The sequence below is a fragment of the Streptomyces sp. NPDC007095 genome, assembly GCF_040634475.1.
In the GTDB taxonomy this organism is placed as follows: domain Bacteria; phylum Actinomycetota; class Actinomycetes; order Streptomycetales; family Streptomycetaceae; genus Streptomyces.
In genome coordinates, this window is record NZ_JBEYFS010000472.1 from 1 (window position 1) to 2,622 (window position 2,622).

4 protein-coding genes are annotated in these 2,622 nt (G+C 71.3%); all 4 read left to right on the forward strand.

Annotation, left to right across the window (positions count from 1 at the left end):
• Window positions 1-107 precede the first annotated feature (107 nt).
• Entirely contained in the window at window positions 108-806 is a 699-nt protein-coding gene (locus ABZ656_RS57415) for a type VII secretion system-associated protein (protein WP_360280642.1), read from the forward strand.
• Window positions 807-994: 188 nt separating this feature from the next.
• Window positions 995-1,450, forward strand: a complete 456-nt coding sequence (locus tag ABZ656_RS57420) for a YbaB/EbfC family nucleoid-associated protein (protein WP_101402705.1) — start codon at window positions 995-997, stop codon at window positions 1,448-1,450.
• 101 nt (window positions 1,451-1,551) lie between these two features.
• Window positions 1,552-1,926 (forward strand): hypothetical protein, encoded by a 375-nt coding sequence (locus tag ABZ656_RS57425; protein ID WP_101402706.1) that lies wholly within the window; start codon window positions 1,552-1,554, stop codon window positions 1,924-1,926.
• On the forward strand, window positions 1,923-2,622 hold a 700-nt coding region (locus ABZ656_RS57430; RefSeq protein WP_360280646.1), incomplete at its 3' end, for a hypothetical protein. The genes ABZ656_RS57425 and ABZ656_RS57430, both read left to right, overlap by 4 nt.

Here is a 2,622-nt window from a genome sequence, read left to right on the forward strand (position 1 = left end):
GGGTGACGGTGGCGCACCAGTCGCGGGGGACGCCGAGGACTCCCGACCAGGCGTGCGCCACCCGTACGCCGGCCAGGGAGGGGAAGAAACGGACCGACACACCTGTCATGCCGGAACCGCCCGAGGACATCCGGGAGGCCGCACGCCAAGCCCCGGACCACTGGTTCGGAATGGTCGACCCGGCCTGGGACGAGGCAGAGGGACCACCGCCGAGCTGGGCCGTCGTCGGCCAGTGGCGCTCGGACGCGACCGGAGAGATCGTCGAGTGGCTGGACAACGACACGTACCGCCCCTCGCCCGCCGCGCTCGGCTGGAACCCGCCGACGGACCCGGCGGACCACGCGGTGCAGCGGGCCGCCACCGGCTACGGCCGCCCCGAGGAGGTCGTACGGGCCCTCGTCGACAGTGAACTCGCGGTGTTCGTGCGCCCGGACGGCGGAGTCGTCACCGCCGTGACGCCGGAGGGCACCGCGGTCGTGCCCGTCTTCACCGCCCAGCCCCATGTCGACACGGCCGGGCGACTGGCGTACCAGGTCATGCCGTGCCGGGACGTCGTCGGACTGCTCCCGCCCGACCACCTGCTCTACCTCAACCCGGCCGGTTCCGTCTCCCTGACAGTGGAGACACAACCGCTCCTCGACGCACTCTCCGAGGCCGCGGACAGGGAAGAGGCTGCGTCCGGGAGCGTCGACCCGGAGGCCGCGGACAGGGAAGAGAGCGCATCCGAGGGCGCCGTCGAGGACAGCGGAACCGACGAGGCCGACACGGCGGCGGCCACGTCGACGCGCGCGGGCCGTCCCGCCTGACCTGCCTGTCGCCGGAGGGGCCCGCGTCTCTTCGGACAACGTCGGTGTTCGTGCGGGCACGCGTCATGAGCTGCGGTTCGCTTGCGCCGTCCGGTCGTGTTGAGTGATCGGACAAGAGGCGGCAACCGCCTCGCGTCTCACCGGAGTTGTTCCGGGGGACGACAACCGACCGTCTGAGGAGCGAGCAGGTGTCCACGCCGTTCGACGAGCAGATCGAGGAACTGCGGGCGGGTTACCAGGCGCAGTTGGCGCAGATCGGTGAACTGCAGCGCCGTATGAGCGAGGTGTCGGGCACCGCCACGGCCAAGGCGCAGGCCATGAAGGTCACGGTTGGACCGCAGGGCGAGGTGCTGTCGGTGGAGTTCCCCACCGGCGCCTACCGCAGCATGGCCCCCAAGGAGCTGGCGGACCTCATGGTCACCACCGTCCAGGAGGCCAGGGCGAAGGCCACCGCCGCCCTCGCCGAGGTCATGGCCCCGCATCTGCCCGAAGGAGTTGACGCCGCGCGACTGCTGAGCGGCACGGCCGATGTGGCCGAGCTGATGCCCTCGGAGCCGGCCATGCCGGACGGAGTGCGGGAGTACGTGGACCAGGGACGCGTGGTGCGACGGGCCGGTGAAGGGCCCCGGATCGCACACAACTGACCTGCACCACCGGCCCCGGTCGTCCGGCCCTACCGGGCCACGGCCGTACTCCGGGCCGCAGACCGACTCCCCGACCCACCCGTGCAGAATCGAGCCTTCCCATGCCTGAGAACTTCTCTGTCAACCCCGACGGGCTCCAGAACGCGAGCGTTCCCCTGGTGGCGCTGGCCGAGCGTTTGGGGGGAGCTTTCAAGGAGGCCGCGGCCATGCTGGCCGCGGACGGGTCCAAGGCGTGGGGGAACGACAAGCCCGGTCGGCAGTTCGCGAGCGGATACGTCCCGACCGCCGAGGACATCCTCACGGGCGGCAACGGTCTGAGTCAGGTGCTGGGTACCTCTGCCGAGAACCTGCGGGCCATGGCCAAGAACTTCGCGGACGCCAATACGGCGGCCACGCAGATCACGGGTCGGCTCAACGGGCAGACGGGCGGCAGCGGCGGCGGCAGCGGTCGCGGCGGCGGGCGCGGTCGCGCGTGAGTCCCGTCCCCGAGCCCCTCCGATGGGCTGCGCTGATCACCGGTACGCAGCTGCCGGAGGCTGACCCGGCCCTGCTGCGGCAGCAGGGCGCGGTCTGGGGCAACCTGGCGCGGCAGGTCGAGGGCATGGTGAGCGAGGTCACCGCGGTCCGCTCCGCCGTCCTGTCCAACCTCAGCGGTCAGCCGGCCGAGGCGTTCGACGAGTACATGCGGACGCTGGGTACGACGCTGCCCGAGCTGGCGAAGGCGGCGGACGGGCTGCAGGTGAAGGCGGAGGAGTTCGCCCTCGAGGTCGAGCACGCCACCTACATGGTGGAGGCGATGCTCGCCTGGATGCTGGTGGAGCTGGCGTTCCTGGCGAACACGTTGTTCGGGCTCGCCGCCGTGCCCGCGCTGATCACCGGCGTGCGGCAGGTGATCCAGGCGATCCTGCGGCGGCTGCTCATGTCGGCGGCGATCGGTGCGGCCACCATGACGGGGCTGGAGACGCTCCTGCAGGCCATCGAGATCCTCGAGGGTACCCGCAAGCACCTCGACCCGAACGCCATCAAGAACATGGCGATCGGTGGCGCGATCGGGGGCGCCGCCTTCGGCGCGATCTCCGCCATGGCAGTATCTGGGCTCCATGAGTGCGTCCCCAGAGGTACGGAGCCTGCGCGCGGCGGTGTTCGCCGTGCTGTGCGTGCTGCTGGCCGCC